This window comes from Solidesulfovibrio carbinolicus (genome assembly GCF_004135975.1).
Taxonomy (GTDB): Bacteria; Desulfobacterota; Desulfovibrionia; order Desulfovibrionales; family Desulfovibrionaceae; genus Solidesulfovibrio; species Solidesulfovibrio carbinolicus.
On the sequence record NZ_CP026538.1, the window covers coordinates 3550091 to 3565384 of the forward strand.

Sequence of the window (15294 nt, forward strand, 5' to 3'; positions counted from 1 at the left end):
TATGGTTTTATGGTCCGAAACAGTCGACTCCAGCCTTGCCCTGGCTATAGCGACGTACCGGCGCCTGCCCACAACCCCTGGCAACGGAGCACGACATGGGTCGTTCCCTGGCCGTCAATCTCGGCTGGCGGGCTTTGTCCCTGCTGGAGATGGGCGGCGTCATGGCCACCTACTTCTGGGGCATCTGGCAGGTCGGACCGGCCCTGGTCCAAAACGGGGCCTCCCTTGGCCCCTGGGTGGGCGGACTGTTCCTGGCCACGGCCGTCTACGCCGCCGTCATCTCCCCGCTTGTCGTGCACCGCGACTCCGGGCCGCTACGGGGCATTGGCTCCTGGCGGCGGGTTTTCCTGCGCACCGACAACCTGGGCCGGGCGCTTGCCGTCTACGGCTCCTTCGCCAGCGCCGCCCTGGTCCTCATCGTGGCCGCCGCCCTGGCCACCGACCGCTTCTCGCCCCTGACCTTCGACTGGGACGCGCTTAGCCGGCGCTTTTTTCTCTACATCTTCTCGGCCCTGGGCCAGCAACTGTTCATCTTCGGCTTCTTCTACCCCCGGCTGACCTGCCTGCTCTACGGCGGCCGCGCCTTTAACGGCGACCACCTCGATGCCGACGCCTGCCGCCGGCCCTTTGCCCAGGCCCGCTTCTGCCAGGGGCTCACCGACCGGGAACTGCTGTGCGCCGGCTGGCTGGGGCTTGTGGCGGCGCTGTTTCATTACCCCAATACCACGCTCATGCTCGGCGTCTTTTTCGCCGCCGCCCTGTGGAGCCTCGTCTACCGCACAGTGCCCTCCATCTGGGTTTCGGCCGTTGCCCATGCCGCCATCGGCGCGTCGCTGAACCTGATCCTGGGCGTCAACACCCGCATCGGGCCGTCTTTTGGCTCCAACTATCGGGGCTTTTTCCGCACCGTGTTCCCCTTCCTGGAGCAGGTCATCAACGGGAAGTTCTAGGAGCAGTAAGGACTGACGCCGCCATGACGCCGCCCCGCCTTGTCCGCATCGCCGGCCACGCCCTGCGGGCCGTTTTCGCCTACCCGACAAGCGCCTGCTTCTCCATTTTGGCCGTGGCCCTGGCCATCTGCGTGGTCAGCCTGACCGAGGCGGCCACGCGCGGGGCCAACGCCAAGATCGAGGAGTTCGTCCAATGGTTCGGGGCCGACGCGGCCTTCGTGGCCGGCGGCGAGGTGCGGGGCAGGGCCGTGGGGCAGCGAAACGAAACCATCACCATGGCCGATTGGCGGGCCATCCGCGACGGGTTGCCCGGGGTCCACGACGTCTCGGCCTCACGCCTGGTGCGCCGCAAGACCTTCAAATACGGCAGCCGGACCCATGAGACGCCGGCCCTGGTCGGGGCCATGCCGGGATTTACCCGGGCCTGGAACTGGAGCCTGGCCCTGGGCCGCGACCTTGAACCCGATGACGAGGCCGGCCGGGCCAGGGTGTGTCTGCTGGGCGAAATCCCCAGGCGCGCCCTTTTCGCCGACGAAAACCCCCTTGGCCGGCAAGTGCGCCTGGACGGCCAGCCTTACACGGTCATCGGCGTGCTGTCCGAGCGCGGTTTCGTCAGCGGCGGCGTGTCCGTGGACGACCGGGTCGTCGTACCCCTGTCGAGCCTGACCCGGCACTATAATTTAAACCCGCTGTACTTGCGCGGCATCCGCCTCAAGTTCGCCGACGCCTCGGACATGGACGCCAATATCGCCGAACTGCGCCGGTTCCTACGCCGCCTCCACGGCCTGGGGCCGGAACAGGAAGACGACTTCACGGTGGTGACCATCCAAGAAATATTTAATTTCCTGTCCGTGCTGCGCCTGGGCATCCAGCTGTTTCTGGTCGTCACCTCGGCGGTGGTCATCGCCGCCGCCGGGTTCACGGCGGCCAATCTGGCCTATCTGAACATCAGCCTGCGCCGGGTCGAGATCGGCCTGCTCATGGCCGTGGGGGCCAGGCGGCGCGACATCGTCGCCCACATCGTGCTGGAGCTGCTCATTCTCGATTTGGCCGGGGCGATTTTGGGCTACGCCCTGGGCGAGGCGGCCTGCTGGCTGGTCAACCGGCAAGGCTTGCTCGTGGCCGTGGCCACCTGGCGCACCTTTGGCCTGGCCCTGGGCCTGGGGCTGGCCGTGACCCTGGTTTTCGGCCTGCGCCCGGCCCTGGCCGCCGCCGCCCTGCAACCGGACCAGGCGCTGCGCGGCTAAAGCCGCGTCCCTGACAAAGGGAGGGGATGCTCCGGCGGCCGGGGGTGATGCCCCCCCCCGGACCCCCTCGACGGGAAAGGGGATAACGCATGGTTTGCCTTGATGGAACCCACCGACTCGCCAAGCTTTCTGGGCGGCGGGCAGGCGGCTTTCGCCTCCCCGACAAAAAAATTTCGCCCTGACCGCCTGAAACTGACCAGCCAACTGGGACAGGACGCGACCTTGCCGCCGGCTGACGCAAATTTCGGACAAAGAATTGCTAACCACCCTGAATAATTACCTTAAGATCTCTACTTTCAGGCTCTGCAACAGGGACGACTCGCACAGCGTCCCATTTTTCAACCGCCCGCAATCGCCGAAATTTTTTATCCCGACAAGCTCGCCGGCCATATTTTCTATTGCGTAAATCCTCGTTCCAGGTATTGTCCCCCGAACCCAACAACGTGCATGATGCATTCGCCCCTCGGAACGCAGCGCAAGTTCATCCCGGACGACGAAATTAGCCCCATGCCAAATACCGGAGCCCAAGCCTAGCCATGTCGAAGAAACTTTACGTCGGCAACCTGTCCTTCTCCTCCACCGAAGACGATGTCCGCAATCATTTCGCCTCTTATGGCGAGGTGCTGAGCGTCAACCTCATCACCGACCGTGAAACCGGCCGCCTGCGCGGCTTCGGCTTTGTGGAAATGGACGACGCCGGCGCTGCCGCCGCCATCCAGAACCTGGACGGCAAGGAACTCGGCGGTCGCACCCTGAAGGTCAACGAGGCCCAGGAAAAGCCCCGCTCCGGCGGCGGCGGCGGCGGTCGCGGCGGTTACGGCGGCGGACGCTGGTAGTCCTTCGGTCCGGCGGCCGACGTCGGACACGGCGCTTTCGTAGCGCTGTCCTATAGCCTTTCCGAGGGCCGAGGTTTTGCCTCGGCCCTTTTTCATTCCCTGGCCCGTTCGCCCGTCCCTTTGGCCTCCCGTGTTGTCAGGCCCCGGCGGCCTGATCCTCCCGCTTTGCGCCGCGGACAGGCTCTGAATGCGCCCTTTTCCCCTCTCCCCCTGCCGCTTGCTCGCCCCCGCCCAGCCTTCCAACGGCAACGCACCGCCCGCAAAAACCGACATCGCACCGCTGCACCACAGCGCGGCAAGCAATGCCGGGGAAGCCAGCCCCCCATCAATAAATTCATTTACAACAATATACCCTGCAATAGTTATGGCCGACATGAACTCCTGCTTCAGCCCTCAAGGCCCTTTTATCTGCGTTGCAGCGTTTTCCCATAGAAGTCCTTGCTTCAGCCAACATGGCATGGCAAAAGAATTCTAGGTTGCAAAATCTGCACATCTGCGCCCCACCAAGGAGGATTCTATGAAACGCCTGCTCGTTGTTGCTCTGTGCCTTGCCGTTATGGGGTTTGCCGCCACGGCCATGGCCGAAGAGCGCGGCACCAAGGACGAAGCCGTGGCCATGGTGAAAAAAGCCGTGGCCGCCATCAAGGCCGACGGCAAGGACCAGACTTTTGCCGTCATCAACACCCCGGGCGGCCCCTACCACGACCGCGACCTCTATGTCGTGGTCTACGACCTTTCCGGCAAATGCCTGGCCCATGGGGCCAATCCCAAGCAGATCGGCAAGGATCTTCTGGAGCTGCGCGATCCCGACGGCAAGTTCTTCGTCAAGGAGCGCGTGGAAATGGCCAAGACCCAGCCCAGTTTCTGGCAGGACTACAAGTTTCTCAATCCCGTGACCCGTCAGATCGAACCCAAGTCCATGTACCTGGAAAAGGTCGATGACATGCTGGTGGGCTGCGGCATCTACAAGCCGGCCTAACAGGCCCTTGCCTTTCCCCATGTTCGGGAGGACGCCAATGAACGGTTTGTCCGTCGGCACGAGAATCATGACGGCGTTTCTGGTGATGGCGGCCATTGCCCTGGCTGTCGGCGCCGTGGGCTGGAGGGGGTTGTCGCGGACATCTGGCTCCATGGACGACATCGTGGCCAGGCGTTTGCCGGCCATCCCGGCGCTCATGCGCGTCGGCGCGGGCCTGCGCGAAATCATCATCGCCCAGCGCACCCTGCTCATTCCCGGCATTGACAAGGCCGTGGCCGCCGAACAGGGGCGCGTCATGGACAAGGCTCGCGAGACCATGGCCCGGGCCATGGCCGAGGCGGTCGAACTGGCCGACGCCCCGGCCGAGCGGCAGCGCCTGGACGCCTTGCGCACCGTGCTCGACGCCGCGCAGAAGGGCAACGACGCCTTGCTGGGCAAAATTCGGGAATGGGAAAAGGATAAGAGCGACATCCTGGCCATGATGGACGTGCTGGCCACGGCAACCGATCTGCGCGCCGTCCAGGCTGCGGTCCTAACGGCCCTGGACGAGGCCATCGCCGCCGCCGTGGCCGAATCCCGGCAAGTGGTGGACGCGGCCGAAAGCGTGGCCGCCGCCAGCACCCGCAACATCCTCATCGGCATGGCCGCTGGCGCGCTTCTGGCCCTGGGCTTCGGCGCGGCCCTGACCCGCATGATTACCCGCCCTCTGGCCGCCGCCGTCACCTTTGCCGACAACATCAGCCGGGGCAATCTGGACGGCCCGCCGCCCCGGCGCGGCTGCGGCGAACTAGCCACCCTCGGCCTGGCCCTGACCCGCATGGCCGGCGAGATCCGCCGCCTCTTGGGCGAGGCCCGGCAAAAGACCGACGAGGCCGACGCCGCCGCCCAAAAGGCCCGACACGCTGCCCAGGCCGTGGAAGAAGCCCGCAAGGGCTCGGTCGAGGCGACCCGGCGCGGCATCGCCCAGGCCGCTTCGGAAATCGAGCAGGTGGTGGCCGTGGTCACCTCGGCCTCGGAGCAGCTCGCCCGGCAAGTCGAGCTGACCCGCCAGGGCATGGAGAAACAGTCGCGCAGCTTGTCCGGCACCGAATCGGCCATGGACGTCATGTCCCACACCATTGCCGGCGTGGCCGAGAACGCTTCCGTGGCCGCCCGTACGGCCGAAGACGCCCGGTCCAAGGCCCTGGAAGGCGAAAACGTGGTGGGGGAAGTGGTGTCGGGCATCGACAAGGCCCAAAAGCTGGCCCTGGGGCTCAAACAGGATATGGCCGCCCTGGGCGGCCACGCTGAGGGCATCGGCCGGGTCATCGGCGTCATCAGTGAAATAGCCGACCAGACCAACCTGCTGGCCTTAAACGCCGCCATCGAGGCGGCCAGGGCCGGCGACGCCGGCCGGGGATTTGCCGTGGTGGCCGACGAAGTGCGAAAGCTGGCCGAGAAGACCATGGTGGCCACCCGCGAGGTGGATGTGGCCGTGCGCGACATCCAGGCCGGGGCGCGCACCACCATCGACGGCGTGGACCAGGCCGTGGCCGCCATCGACGCCTCCACCAACCTGGCCGCCGCCTCGGGCCGCACCCTGGCCGACATCGTAGCCCTGATCGAGCGGGCCTCCCAGCAGGTCCAGGCCATCGCCGAAGCCTCTCGCAAGGAGGCCGCCGAGGGCGAGGAGATCGACCAGGCTGTGCGCGAACTGGCCGGCATTTCCCAGGAGACCGCCGAGGCCATGGGCCAGGCCAGCCGGGCCGTGGGCGAGCTGGCCGGCCAGGCCCACGTCCTGCAACAGCTGGTGGAGAACATGCAGCGCACCGGCTAGGGGGTGCTTGCCGGCGCCATCGCAACAACAGCCTGCGCCCGCGCCAAACAACAAAGGGCCGCTCCGTTGCCGGAGCGGCCCTTTCCCATCCCGAAGGATTGGCAATTAGCGGATGAACAGCATTTCCTGGTAGCTCGGCAGCGACCACAGGTCGTCGGCCACCACGGCTTCCAGGGCGTCGGCCACGGCGCGCACTTCGTTCATGGCCGGCAGGACCGTGCAGCACATGTGCTTGGCTTCGGCCAGGGCGCCGTCGGCCGTGTGCTCCATGATCTTTTCCAGCTCGGCGGTTTTGGTCTGGAGGTCGCGCAGCTTGGCCGTGACGCACTCCAGGGTGTCCATCTTGTAGTCGTGGCCGATGGCCTTGAGGTTGGCGCAAGCGGCGGCCAGTTCGCTCTGGTAGCGCATGGCGGCCGGGAAGATGATGGTCTTGGCCATGCGCACGACCAGATTGGCTTCGGTCTGGATGGTCTTGACGTACTGCTCGAGGTAGATCTCCTCGCGGGACTTCAGTTCGGCCTCGCTGAAGATGCCGTAGGTGGTGAAGAGCTTGACCACCTCGGGGCTGGAGATGACCGGCAGGGCGTCGGGCGTGGTCTTGAGGTTGGGCAGGCCGCGCTTGGCCGCTTCGGCGTGCCATTCCTCGGAGTAGCCGTCGCCGTTGAAGACGACCGCGTCGTGTTCCTTGATGATTTCCTGGATCACGCTCTGCACGGCCGCGTTGAGCTTGGCCGGATCGCCGCCGGTGGCGGCTTCGAGCTTGGTGGCGATGTAGTCCAGGGACTCGGCCATCATGGCGTTAAGGGCCACCTGGGAACCGGCGATGGACTGGCTGGAGCCCACGGCGCGGAACTCGAAGCGGTTGCCAGTGAAGGCAAAGGGGCTGGTGCGGTTGCGGTCGCCCGGATCCATGGGCAGCGGCGGCAGGGTGTCGACGCCGACGCTCATGACGCCCTTCTGTTTGGAGCCTTCGACCTTGCCCTTTTTGATCTGCTCGAAGACGTCGGTGAGCTGCTCGCCGAGGTAGACGGACATGATGGCCGGCGGGGCCTCGTTGGCGCCCAGGCGATGGTCGTTGGACGGCGTGGCCACGGTGGCGCGCAAAAGCCCCCCGAACTTGTGGACGGCGCGGATGGCGGCGGCGCAGAAGACCAGGAACTGGGCGTTCTCATGCGGGGTGTCGCCCGGATCGTACAGGCTGCCGAGTTCGGCGTTGCCGATGGAGTAGTTGAGGTGCTTGCCCGAGCCGTTGATGCCGGCAAAGGGCTTTTCGTGCAGCAGGCAGATCATGCCGTAGCGCTTGGCCACGGTGCGAAGCACCGTCATGACCATCTGATTGTGGTCGGTGGCCAGGTTGCCGGTCTCGAAGATCGGGGCGATCTCGAACTGGCTGGGGGCTACTTCGTTGTGGCGGGTCTTGACCGGGACGCCGAGCTTGTACAGCTCGCGCTCGACTTCCATCATGAAGGACAGCACCCGGCGGGGGATGACGCCGAAGTATTGGTCCTCGAACTCCTGGCCCTTGGCCGGCTTGGCGCCGAACAAGGTCCGGCCGGCGATCAGCAGGTCGGGGCGGGAGAAGACGAAGTTGCGGTCAATGAGGAAGTACTCCTGCTCGGGGCCGGCAAAGGAACCCACGGGCAGCTTGGTCTCGACGCCGAACAGCTGGAGCACCCGTTTGGCCTGCTTGTTGAGCGCCTGGGTGGAGCGCAAAAGCGGGGTCTTCTTATCCAGGGCCTCGCCGGTCCAGGACACGAAGGCGGTGGGGATGCACAGGAAGGTGCCGTTGGGATTTTCCAGGATGTAGGCCGGGCTGGTCACGTCCCAGGCAGTGTAGCCGCGGGCTTCAAAGGTGGAGCGCAGGCCGCCGGAGGGGAAGCTCGAGGCGTCGGGCTCGCCCTGGATCAGCAGTTTGCCGGAGAACTCGGCAATGGCGCCGCCCTTGCCGTCGGGCACCAGGAAGGAGTCGTGCTTTTCAGCGGTCAGGCCGGTGAGCGGATAGAACACGTGGGTGAAGTGGGTGGCCCCGCGCTCGATGGCCCAGTCCTTCATGGTGTTGGCCACGGTGTCGGCGATGGAGGCGTCCAGCTTTTCGCCAAGCTCGATGGTCTTTTTGAGCGATTTGTAGACATGCTTGGGCAGACGCTCGCGCATGACCTTGTCGCTAAAGACGTTGCAGCCGAACACGTCGGTGGGCTTGGTCTCGCTGAAATTGAGAGGGGCATGGGCCGGCTTATAGCCGATGATCGCCGAAATCGCGTCCAGACGAGCTTTGATTCCGCTCATAGAGTCCTCTTGCATGTGTTAAGCGGGTTACACGTCAGGCCGTCCGAGCGCCTGCCCGCCGGGTTTGGCGCGATGTCGCGCCTGGGTCCGGCAATATGGCAGGGCCGTGTCGGGCGGCCCGTTGCCGAAAAGGGCGTTCCCTCATCTTATGCCCTGTCCGGACTGAAAATTTCCACCTCTCGCCACGTCTGCGGTCACTCTCCATCCACAGACGCGCGAACTAGCAATAATGTAAAACCCAAGCCCCGTCCATAGCCAAAACGCTCCAAAAGCAGCGTCCAGGACAGCCATACCGGCGATTGCGCCCGGCCGCGCAATTGAAACAATTGTGTCAATCGGCTTCAGGACGTCCCGAAACGCGGCCGGTCGCCGTCGTCGAGCAGACGCCGGATGTCCCGCAGCTCGTCATAGACCTGGCGCAGCACCGTCGCCTCGCGGTCGGGGCCGGCCAGACGGCGACGCGCCCCGTCGATGGTGAGTTTTTCTTCGTAGAGAAGGGTCTTGATGGTCGATAGCAGACAGAGATGTTCGTCGGTGTAAAGCCGCTGCCCTTTTTTGGTGCGCACCGGAACGAGCTGAGGAAATTCCGTCTCCCAAAAGCGCAGAACAAAGGGCTTAAGCCCCGTAATATCGGCGACTTCACCAATCTTGTAGGTCTTTTGGCTCATGCCCGGCCAACATGCGCCAAGCCCGCCCCCGGGTCAAGCCCGGCCAGCCTGACCTTTCCGAACTGGCAAACGACTCCCCAGGCCGATGGCGACCGGCCGTCACGTTCTTTCACCCGTCTGCCCGCAAACCAGGACGGCTGGTTCGGCCGCCAAGGTCAATTTGCGTCGCATCATGGTTTTCCTCGCTTGTGGCTTGGGGTTTGACGGCGCGCCTGCCGTCCCGGTCACGAACCCGAAAGTCGGGAAGCCGGACCGGCTCGGCGTCGAACGTCTCGTTGCCCATGATACGCGCCGCCGCGCCTCACCCCCCAGGCGCGCGCACGGTCCTGCGTCCAGCCGATGGGCAGCCCCCAATGCGCTGCGACCAGCCGCGTACGCCGCCCCATCCCACCGCCTGGCATCCAACGGCCCGCCGCAGACTTTCGCCAGATGACCGCAAAAGCAGGCGGGGGATTTCCCCGGCCTGACCGTATCATCCCCAAAGACCGCCCCGTGGCGGCCATAAAGCACCCAAACGAGGACATGCCCATGCCAATCGTTTTCCAAGCCCGCGCCCTGGCCGGCCTGCCCAAAACCCTGGCCGCCGCCGTCGCCCTGGCCGGCTGCCTGACCGTCGCCGGGCCGGCTACGGCCCAGCAGCCCGCCCCGGCCGCCGGCCAGGCGCTCAAGGAGGCCTGCAAAGGCGACTACAAAACCCTGTGTTCCGAGGTGCAGCCAGGCGGCGGACGCATTGTCGCCTGCCTCAAACAGCAGGCCGACAAGCTTTCGCCCGGCTGCAAGCAGGCCTTGACGGCGGCCCAGTCAGCCAAGCAGGCTGCCGGAGCCAAGCAGTAACACGCACCCGCCCACGCAAGGCCGCAAGCCCGGCGCGGGCGGCCTGGGGCGACCCGGACACGGCCCGCCCCAGCGCAACCTCAAGGCCCGGACAAGCACCGTGGAAAAATGCTGGCCCTTTGGCGGCTTGCTGCCGCTGCCCCGCCGCCCGGCCGCGCCGCCGGCCCGGGACTACGCCGGGGCCGACGACGACGCCCTGGCCGTCTGGGCCGGCAGCGGCGACCGCCGGGCTTTCGACGCCCTGGTCCTGCGCCACGGGGCTTTTGCCCTGCGGGTGGCCACCCGGCTGACCCGCGACGCGACCGTTGCCGAGGATCTAGCCCAGGAAGCCTTTGTGCGGGCCTGGAAGGCCATCGGCCGCTTCGATCCGCAGCGTGCCCGGCTGACCACCTGGTTGTATCGCATCGTGGCCAACCTCTGCCGCGACCACCAGCGTCGGGCGCGGCCCGAGGCCCTGCCCGACGGGTTCGATCCGGCCGATCCGGCCGCCGGCGCGGAGGAACGTCTCGTTGCCGGCCAGCAGGCCAGGGCCATGGCCGCCGCCCTGGCCGAACTGCCGGACCGGCAACGCACGGCCCTGGCCCTGGTCTACGAGGAAGGCCTGTCCGGGGCCGAAGCGGCCAAGGCCCTGGGCGTTTCGGCCAAGGCCGTGGAACGGCTGCTGGCCCGGGGCCGCCAGTTTTTGCGCACCCGGCTGGCCGACGCGGCCGGCCAAGGAGGTCCGCCATGATGCCCCTGTCGCGCTTTGCCGCCCTGGCCGACAGCTACGGCGGCGATATCGGCCGCTGGCCCGAAATCTTCCGGGACGAGGCCCGGGCCCTGGCCGCCGCCTCGGCCCAGGCCCGCGCCCGGCTGGCCGAGGCCGCCCGCCTGGACGCGGCGCTTATGGCCGGCAGCCGCCGCGCCCTCGAAACGCTTTTGCCCCCGGGGGCCGAGGACGCGGCCGTGGCCCGGCTTCGCCGGGGCGTCGCCGGGCGCATTGCCGCGACGTCCCTGGCGACGACTGCGCCCTGGGCCGGCTGGCTGGCCCGGCTGGCCGACCGGCTGCCTGGCCTGCCGCGTCTGGCCGGGCTGGCCACGGCCGGCGGCGTCGCGGTCATGGCCGGGCTGCTGGTCGGCGCGCTCACCGTGGCCCAACCCGATGGCGACGCGCTGGTGTCGCTTATGCAACCCACGCCCCTTGCCGTTTTTATCGAATAACGAGGCCGCCATGGACGTCACACCCAATCCCCCGAGCGGCTGGCGGCGCTTCGTCCTGCCCTGCTCGCTGCTCCTGAATTTGTTTTTGGTCGCGGTCATCGGCGGCCGGCTGCTCTACGGCCGGGTCGAACGCCTGGACGGGGCCAACATGCTCTCTCGCCTGACGAGCCGGGCCGAAGCCGTGCTGCCGGCAGGCGAAGCCAAGGCCTTCAAGGACGTCATCGCCCGCGACGCGCAACGCTTTGCCAAAACCCGACAACAACTCGGCGCGGCCAGGGCCGAGCTGGTACGCCAAGTGGTGGCCGACCCGTACGACAAGAAAGCCACCGGCCAGGCGCTTTTGGCCTGGAAAGCCGCCTGGGACAGCTTTGCCGCCGATTTCAGCGACACCCTGGTGGACGCCCTGGGGCAAGTCTCCCCCGAAGGCCGCCGCAAACTCATCGCCGGCCGGTTCGGCAAGCCGGCCAAGGACTAGCCGGGCGACAACGAGGAGGTGAACGCGACACCCCTCTTGCGCCACGGCCCGCGCCCTCCCGAAACAGCGACGGCGCGGGCCGTGTTGTTTGGGCGGCATGCGCCCACCCCGCCCTGGCAGCTCCCTTTGGTTGTTTGCCAAAATGGGAAGAATCTGCCATGACGCAAGGCGTCCGCCATATCCTGCCCCCTGCTTGCCGCTCCGCGAGAACCTCAATCCAGCATGAATCCATCTCTCCCACAGCCCACGCCCGTCGCCCGGGATACAACAACGGCGCTGCGCGGCATTGCCATCCTCATTGTGCTTCTCTCGCACTTTCTGACGAATTTCATCGTCAGCCACGACAGTTTCGGACATGCGGGAAACGCGGCGGTGGCGCTTTTTTTCATCGCCAGCGGCTACGGCAATGCCTGGTCACTCGAAAAGCGCCATGCCGGCGGGAATTTTTCGTTGCGCCGGTATTATGGCGACAGATTCTTCCGCCTCTATCCGCTCTACTGGCTGGCGCTGTGCGGCATCTGGGCATCGACCAAAACCGCTCCTGATCTATGGGCGTTTTCCGCCATCAAAGCGCCCTATTGGTTTGTCAGCGCCATCATCCACTGCGCCGTTGCCGCGCCGCTGCTGTACCGCTTCCTGAGACGAGCCGGACCCTGGCGGTTTTCCCTGAGCCTTTTTGGGCTGCTCGCCGCAGCCACGGCCGGGGCCACGGCGCTTCCCGAGGACATCCGGGCCATCGTTTTGTCCAACACCATCAGCTACCGGAACATCGTTCTTGGCCACATCGGCTTTTTCGGCATCGGCATGGCCCTGGCGTTTCTTCCTGTTGCCGGCTCCCAAACCCGGCCGGCAACGGCCCCGCTTCGGGCCAAGGCCTTGGGCCTGCTGGCCCTGGCCGGCCTGCTGCCCGGACTTGTGCTGCTCGGGGGGCCCAAGGGCCAGCTTGCCGCCAGCCTCGCCGGCCTGGGCCTGGCCGCGCTTTGCACGGCTTTCACGGTCGTTTTGCTCTCCGGCAAGGCGCAACTGCCCTGGACGCGGGGGCTGGCATTTTTGGGGCGCAATTCCTACGCGCTCTATCTCTTCGAACCCAATTACTTCTGGGCCATGGCGCGTCTGGGGTTCAACCCTTGGACCAGGACCGGACTTGTCTGGTGCGCCCTGGCTGCGCCGGCCTTTCTGGTGTTCTGCCAACTGGCCGAATCCTCGGCGGCCTGGTTGTCGCGACGGCCCATGTTCCGCTTCAAGCCCGGCAGCGACGCCGCGCCAAGCACACGCTAGTGTTACGCCCCTAAAAACTGCGATCGGTATTTTCAGGGCGCTTTGTACAAGAAATTGCATCGGGGTCCGGTAATCCTCCCCATCGTTGCGACAGGCTCTCCCAGAGGGCAAAACAAAACGCCCGCCCCGCAGGGTCCTGCGGAGCGGGCGCTCATTTTTTGGAGAAAGCCTCGACGTAGGGGACACCGTCCCCATCCTCCGCGGCAACGCTCACGACACGGCCGCAAGCCACGCCCCCGCGCCTTGGCGAACGCGGTCCGCCGCCGCCAGAACGAGGAAACCCGTTACGGCCGCGTCACCGGCAGCTTGGCCAGAACGGCGGCAACCAGCCCCTCGTGGACCTTGTCCACTTCCTTGTCCTTGAGGGTCTTTTCCGGGTGACGGTAGGTCAGTCGGAAGGTCAGGCGGCGCTCGTCGGTTCCCTCGGGGGTAAAGGCGTCGATCAACAGCACGTCCTCGAAGATAGCCGCCTTGGCCTCGGCGATGGCGGCCAACACGTCGCCCACGGCCACCCCGGCCGGAGCGGCCAGGGTCACGTCGCGGCGCACCGGCGGGAAGCTCGGCAGGGTCTTAAAGCCCCGCGTAACACTATCGGCCAGGGCGCGCAAAGCGTCCAGGTCGAGCTCGGCCAGCCACAGGGCATGGCGGGCGTGGTAGGCGTCGGCCACTTCCGGCGTCACCTGGCCGATGACGCCCAGGCGCTTGCCGCCCACGGTCACCACAACCTGGGGGGCCAGCCAGGGCAGGCTGTCGTCGCGTTCGTAGACGCCGGCCGGCAGCTTGAAATGGGCAATCAGCGCCTCGACGATGCCCTTGATGTCGCCGTAGCCGGCCAGCTCGTCCTTGGGCCAGGGCCAGCCGTCGGGGTGGCGCAGGCCGTGCAGCGCAATGCCGAGCCGTCCGGCCTCCCGGGCCGAGGTCTCGGACGCGGCGTCGGCGGCGAACACCCGGGCGACCTCGAAAAGGCGCAGGTTGGCGTTACCGTGGGACAGGTTGTGGCGCACCGTGGCCAGCAGTCCCGGGGCCAGCATGGGCCGCATGACGTTCTGGTCTTCGGACAAGGGGTTGGCCACGGACACGCGGCAGGCGGCGTCCAGGCACAGGATGTCGAGATCGGCATGGCCGACAAAGCTATAATTGACGGCCTCGCGCAGCCCCAGGCCCACGGCAAAGGTCCGCACCCGCGACCAGAAGCCGAACTCGGACTCGGCCGGCACGTCGTCCAGGGCCTTGGACACCCGGGGCAGACGCGGCGCGATGCGGTCCAGGCCGTACACCCGCCCCACTTCCTCGATAAGATCGGCCTCGCGCTCCAGATCCAGGCGGTGGGACGGCGGGGTCACGGCAATAACGCCCGAAGGATCGGTCTCGGACAGCTGGCAGCCAAGGCCCGTGAGCACCTTGCGGCAGAAATCCTCGGGCATGTCTTCGCCCAGCAGCATGGTGGCCCGGGCCGGACGGAAGCCGATGCCGCGCGGAGTGAACGGCTTGGGTTCGGCCATGGCCACGCCGGGCAGGGCCGTGCCGCCGGCGGTTTCGAGCATGAGCGACACGGCGCGGTTTAAGGCATAGACCGAGCCGACCTGATCCACGCCGCGCTCGAACCGGTAGGAGGCTTCGCTGGGCAGGGCCAGACGGCGGGCGGTCTTGCGGATGGTCCCGGGACGGAACACGGCGCATTCCAGCACCACGTCGGTGCTGCCGACGGCCATCTCGCTGTTAGCCCCGCCCATGACCCCGGCCAGGGCAACGGGCTTGTCGGCGTCGCAGATGAGCAGGTCGCGGGCGGTCAATTTGCGCTCCTGGCCGTCCAGGGTGACGATGGCCTCGCCCTCGGCGGCGTTTCGCACCTTGATGACGTTGCCGGCGAGTTTGGCCCGGTCAAAGGCGTGCAGCGGCTGGCCGAGCTCAAAAAGCACGTAGTTGGTGGCGTCGACGATGTTGGAAATCGGGCGCTGGCCGATGGCGGTCAGCCGCCAGCGGATGCGGTCGGGCGAAGGAGCGACCGTGACGCCGGCAATGATCTTGGCCCGATAGACCGGGCACTGGTCCGGGTCCTCGATGTCGATGGCCAGTTCCTTGGCCGCCTCGGGGCCGGATTCGGCGTAGGCGACTTCGGGCAGGGTCAGGGGCAGGTCAAAGGCCATGGCCGTTTCCCGGGCGATGCCGAGCACGGACAGGCAGTCGGCCCGGTTGGGCGTGATGGAGACGTCCAGGACGCAGGTGTCCAGGGAAAGCGCTTCGGGCAGCGGCGTGCCGACCTTGCAGGATTCCGGCAGGACCATGATGCCCGGGCTTTTTTCCTCGGCCAGGCCCAGCTCGGATTCCGAACAGATCATGCCTTCGGAGACTTGGCCGCGAATCTTGCTTTTCTTGATGGTCAGCCCGCCCGGCAGGGAAACGCCCACCGTGGCCACGGGCACGAGCTGGCCGGCGGCCACGTTGGCCGCGCCGCAGACGATGGGCAGGGGCGACTCGCCGCCGACGTCCACGGTGCACAAGGACAGGTGGTCGGAATCGGGATGGGCTTCCCGGGTAAGCACCCGGCCGACGACCACGCCCATGATGGCTTCGAAGGGGTTGAAAATGTCCTCGATTTCGAGGCCGAGCATGGTCAGGCGGTCGGCCAATTCCTGGGCCGTGCCCTGATACGGGGTCAATTCGCGAAGCCAGGACAGACTGAGCAGCATGGTAATATGCCTCCGGCGGCCGGGGGGAAGTTGTC

At 66.6% G+C, this 15294-nt stretch carries 13 protein-coding genes; 10 read left to right on the forward strand and 3 right to left on the reverse strand.

Translation table 11 applies throughout. From position 1 onward, the window contains the following. Positions 1-95 precede the first annotated feature (95 nt). The 5 genes from C3Y92_RS15865 (at position 96) to C3Y92_RS15885 (ending at position 5828) form a co-directional block, all read left to right on the forward strand. The gene (locus tag C3Y92_RS15865; RefSeq protein ID WP_129354156.1) at positions 96-950 is read left to right on the forward strand and encodes a hypothetical protein; all 855 of its coding nucleotides are present in this window, start codon (positions 96-98) and stop codon (positions 948-950) included. 23 nt (positions 951-973) lie between these two features. Continuing rightward, entirely contained in the window at positions 974-2197 is a 1224-nt protein-coding gene (locus C3Y92_RS15870) for an ABC transporter permease (RefSeq protein ID WP_129354158.1), read from the forward strand. 536 nt (positions 2198-2733) lie between these two features. Next, positions 2734-3033: an RNA recognition motif domain-containing protein gene (locus C3Y92_RS15875; protein ID WP_006920357.1), complete on the forward strand. Its 300-nt coding sequence runs from the start codon at positions 2734-2736 to the stop codon at positions 3031-3033. A gap of 517 nt (positions 3034-3550) precedes the next feature. Beyond that, a complete protein-coding gene (locus tag C3Y92_RS15880; RefSeq protein ID WP_129354160.1) occupies positions 3551-4012 on the forward strand; it encodes a cache domain-containing protein in 462 nt (153 codons plus the stop codon). A 37-nt stretch (positions 4013-4049) separates the two neighbouring features. After that, complete coding sequence (locus tag C3Y92_RS15885) at positions 4050-5828, forward strand: methyl-accepting chemotaxis protein (protein WP_129354162.1); 1779 nt, start codon at positions 4050-4052, stop codon at positions 5826-5828. A gap of 105 nt (positions 5829-5933) precedes the next feature. Here C3Y92_RS15885 and C3Y92_RS15890 read toward each other — a convergent pair whose 3' ends face one another. Both C3Y92_RS15890 and C3Y92_RS15895 read right to left on the reverse strand, forming a co-directional pair. Continuing rightward, entirely contained in the window at positions 5934-8114 is a 2181-nt protein-coding gene (locus tag C3Y92_RS15890; RefSeq protein WP_129354164.1) for a glutamine synthetase III family protein, read from the reverse strand. A 341-nt stretch (positions 8115-8455) separates the two neighbouring features. Further along, on the reverse strand, positions 8456-8782 hold the full coding sequence (locus C3Y92_RS15895; RefSeq protein WP_129354166.1) for a MerR family transcriptional regulator: 327 nt from the start codon (positions 8780-8782) through the stop codon (positions 8456-8458). 528 nt (positions 8783-9310) lie between these two features. On the opposite strand from C3Y92_RS15895, the gene C3Y92_RS15900 reads away from it, so the two are divergent. The 5 genes from C3Y92_RS15900 to C3Y92_RS15920 all read left to right on the forward strand — a co-directional run bounded on the left by C3Y92_RS15900 (position 9311) and on the right by C3Y92_RS15920 (position 12569). After that, a complete protein-coding gene (locus C3Y92_RS15900) occupies positions 9311-9616 on the forward strand; it encodes a cysteine rich repeat-containing protein (protein WP_129354168.1) in 306 nt (101 codons plus the stop codon). A gap of 100 nt (positions 9617-9716) precedes the next feature. Beyond that, positions 9717-10346: a sigma-70 family RNA polymerase sigma factor gene (locus C3Y92_RS15905; protein ID WP_235669514.1), complete on the forward strand. Its 630-nt coding sequence runs from the start codon at positions 9717-9719 to the stop codon at positions 10344-10346. Then, complete coding sequence (locus C3Y92_RS15910) at positions 10343-10816, forward strand: hypothetical protein (RefSeq protein WP_129354172.1); 474 nt, start codon at positions 10343-10345, stop codon at positions 10814-10816. Before C3Y92_RS15905 ends, C3Y92_RS15910 begins: the two co-directional genes overlap by 4 nt. Before the next feature lie 10 nt (positions 10817-10826). Next, complete coding sequence (locus C3Y92_RS15915; RefSeq protein WP_129354174.1) at positions 10827-11291, forward strand: periplasmic heavy metal sensor; 465 nt, start codon at positions 10827-10829, stop codon at positions 11289-11291. A gap of 222 nt (positions 11292-11513) precedes the next feature. Then, entirely contained in the window at positions 11514-12569 is a 1056-nt protein-coding gene (locus C3Y92_RS15920; RefSeq protein ID WP_129354176.1) for an acyltransferase family protein, read from the forward strand. A gap of 284 nt (positions 12570-12853) precedes the next feature. Here the strand turns inward: C3Y92_RS15920 and pheT are convergent, their stop codons facing one another. Next, positions 12854-15259 (reverse strand): phenylalanine--tRNA ligase subunit beta, encoded by a 2406-nt coding sequence (gene pheT, locus C3Y92_RS15925; RefSeq protein ID WP_129354178.1) that lies wholly within the window; start codon positions 15257-15259, stop codon positions 12854-12856. Positions 15260-15294: the final 35 nt, after the last annotated feature.

Bases quoted from the DNA above. Each gene is read 5' to 3' on its own strand.
- C3Y92_RS15865 (WP_129354156.1), top strand. From the start codon at position 96: ATGGGTCGTTCCCTGGCCGTCAATCTCGGCTGGCGGGCTTTGTCCCTG.
- C3Y92_RS15870 (WP_129354158.1), top strand. From the start codon at position 974: ATGACGCCGCCCCGCCTTGTCCGCATCGCCGGCCACGCCCTGCGGGCC.
- C3Y92_RS15875 (WP_006920357.1), top strand. From the start codon at position 2,734: ATGTCGAAGAAACTTTACGTCGGCAACCTGTCCTTCTCCTCCACCGAA.
- C3Y92_RS15880 (WP_129354160.1), top strand. From the start codon at position 3,551: ATGAAACGCCTGCTCGTTGTTGCTCTGTGCCTTGCCGTTATGGGGTTT.
- C3Y92_RS15885 (WP_129354162.1), top strand. From the start codon at position 4,050: ATGAACGGTTTGTCCGTCGGCACGAGAATCATGACGGCGTTTCTGGTG.
- C3Y92_RS15890 (WP_129354164.1), bottom strand. From the start codon at position 8,114: ATGAGCGGAATCAAAGCTCGTCTGGACGCGATTTCGGCGATCATCGGC.
- C3Y92_RS15895 (WP_129354166.1), bottom strand. From the start codon at position 8,782: ATGAGCCAAAAGACCTACAAGATTGGTGAAGTCGCCGATATTACGGGG.
- C3Y92_RS15900 (WP_129354168.1), top strand. From the start codon at position 9,311: ATGCCAATCGTTTTCCAAGCCCGCGCCCTGGCCGGCCTGCCCAAAACC.
- C3Y92_RS15910 (WP_129354172.1), top strand. From the start codon at position 10,343: ATGATGCCCCTGTCGCGCTTTGCCGCCCTGGCCGACAGCTACGGCGGC.
- C3Y92_RS15915 (WP_129354174.1), top strand. From the start codon at position 10,827: ATGGACGTCACACCCAATCCCCCGAGCGGCTGGCGGCGCTTCGTCCTG.
- C3Y92_RS15920 (WP_129354176.1), top strand. From the start codon at position 11,514: ATGAATCCATCTCTCCCACAGCCCACGCCCGTCGCCCGGGATACAACA.
- pheT (WP_129354178.1), bottom strand. From the start codon at position 15,259: ATGCTGCTCAGTCTGTCCTGGCTTCGCGAATTGACCCCGTATCAGGGC.